Source organism: Micromonospora sp. M51 (assembly GCF_018070305.1).
GTDB classification, from domain to species: Bacteria; Actinomycetota; Actinomycetes; order Mycobacteriales; family Micromonosporaceae; genus Micromonospora; species Micromonospora parva.
In genome coordinates, this window is sequence record NZ_JAGPXZ010000967.1 from 1 (window position 1) to 1,972 (window position 1,972).

General features: G+C 73.3%; 3 protein-coding genes and 1 pseudogene. All 4 read left to right on the top strand.

The window, feature by feature from the left end; translation table 11 throughout:
• Nucleotides 1-802, top strand: an 802-nt coding sequence (locus KBX53_RS31340) for a phage baseplate assembly protein V (protein WP_247676494.1), incomplete at its 5' end; no start/stop codon positions are given.
• Nucleotides 799-1,140, top strand: coding sequence for a hypothetical protein (locus tag KBX53_RS31345; RefSeq protein WP_247676495.1), 342 nt, complete (start codon nt 799-801; stop codon nt 1,138-1,140). The genes KBX53_RS31340 and KBX53_RS31345, both read left to right, overlap by 4 nt.
• Entirely contained in the window at nt 1,137-1,571 is a 435-nt protein-coding gene (locus tag KBX53_RS31350; RefSeq protein ID WP_210863368.1) for a GPW/gp25 family protein, read from the top strand. The genes KBX53_RS31345 and KBX53_RS31350 overlap by 4 nt, the downstream gene beginning before the upstream one ends.
• Nucleotides 1,568-1,972 (top strand): annotated as a pseudogene (locus KBX53_RS31355) (putative baseplate assembly protein); the annotation flags it as partial. The gene KBX53_RS31350 and the pseudogene KBX53_RS31355, both read left to right, overlap by 4 nt.

Here is a 1,972-nt window from a genome sequence, read left to right on the forward strand (position 1 = left end):
CGAGTTGGCGGCGTTGGCCCAGGCCCGCCTGGACACCCGGGCGGCGACGCTGGTCACCGCCGAGGGGGTGGCCGAGGGCGATCCGGCGCTGCGTCCGGGCCGCCGCGTCGACCTGGGTGGGGTGCCGGACCCGGTCGCCGGGGCGTACGTGCTGACCGAGGTGGTGCACACGGTGGACGGCAACGGGCACCTGACCCGGTTCTCCACGGTGCCGCCGGCCATCCCGGCGGGCCCGACCGGCGGCGCGGTGGTCACCCTCGGCACGGTCACCGAGGTCGCCGACCCGGACGGGTTGGGCCGGGTCCGGTTAACCCTGCCGGCGTACGGGGACCTGGACGCCGGCTGGCTCGCCGTGCTCTGTCCCGGTGCCGGGCCGGGCAAGGGCCTCGTGGCGCTTCCCGACCCGGACGACACCGTGCTGGTGGTGCTGCCCGGCGGGGAGCCGGCCTCGGGCATCGTGCTCGGTTCGCTGTTCGGCGCGGTCGAGCCGTACGACGCGGGCATCGACGACGGGAAGGCCCGCCGTTGGACGATGCGCACCGCCGGCGGGCAGTCGATAGTCGTCGACGACGTGCGGCGCAGCCTGCGGCTGGCCACCGAGGGCGGCAGCTTCCTGGAGTTGACCCCCGACCTGGCCACCCTGCACGCGGCGTCCGACCTGGTGATCTCCGCACCCGGTCGGGCCATGGTGGTGCGCGCCCGCAGCGTGGACTTCCTGCACGCCGAGTCGACCGAGGACCCGAGCACCGCGGCGGAGCAGGCCCGAACGCTTGCCCATGCCCATCAGCAAGGAGGCGGATGATGCGGTGGCTCCACCGGGACTCCGTGATCACCTGCGATCACGACGGCCGGGTCGAGAACCGACCCTCGCGGCAGTGGGTGACAGTCACCGGCGTGCCCGTGCTCGTCGACGACGACCCGCAGGGACGCACCATCGTCGCCTGCCCGAACTACGGCCCGACCATCAAGCCGTGCACGCAGACGTTGACGGTCCGGGTCGGCTACAGCGTCTGGGTGCGCGTGGACGGGCACCGGGTGGTGCTGTCGCACCTGGAGGGTTTCACCAACGGCACACCGCCGGGGCTGGTCACGCACACCGTGCGCGACCCGGCTCAGGGGTTCCTGGGGGCGGACCGATGAGGGCGTTCCGCTTCGTCGGCGCCGGCTTCGACGCCGGCCGTACCGGCGGGTTGGCGCTGACCGCGGCCGGCGGCCTGGCGATGACCGACGGCGACGAGAGCGTACGGCAGGCGTTGTTCCTGCTCCTGTCGACCACACCGGGTGAGCGGCTGATGCGACCCGGGTACGGCTCCCGGCTGCACCGACTGGTCTTCGCGCCCAACGACGACACCACCGCCGGTCTGGCCATCCACTATGTCCGGCAGGCCATCGCCCGGTGGGAGCCCCGGGTCGAGGTGATCGACACCGACGCCGGGCCGGACCCGGACGACGCGTGGCGGTTGGTGATCCGGTTGGACTACCGGGTGCGGGCCAGCCTGACACCGGGGCAACTGGTCTTCTCCGTCGACCTGCTTCCGGCCGACGAGCCCACCCAGGAAGGAGCGTCATGACGCTGCCCGTGCCGCACCTGGACGATCGCGGCTTCCTCGACCTGGTCACCGAGGCCCGGGAACGGATCCGGCAGTCCTGCCCGGCGTGGACCGACCTGTCCGCGCACGACCCCGGCATGGCGCTGGTGGAGACCTTCGCGCACCTCACCGAAGTGATGATCTACCGGTTGAACCAGTTGCCGGAGAAGGCGTACGTCTCGTTCCTGAACCTGCTCGGGGTCACCCGGCACGCGCCGACCGCCGCCTGGGCGGACGTCCGGTTCACCCGCACCGGCACCGACCGCGCGGCGGTGCGGATCCCGGCCGGTCTGCGGGTCGCGGCGGCCCGCGGCGCGGACCCCCGGCCGGTCGTGTTCGTCACCACCGAGCCGACGCTGCTGCCGGCCGACGAGACGTCGGTG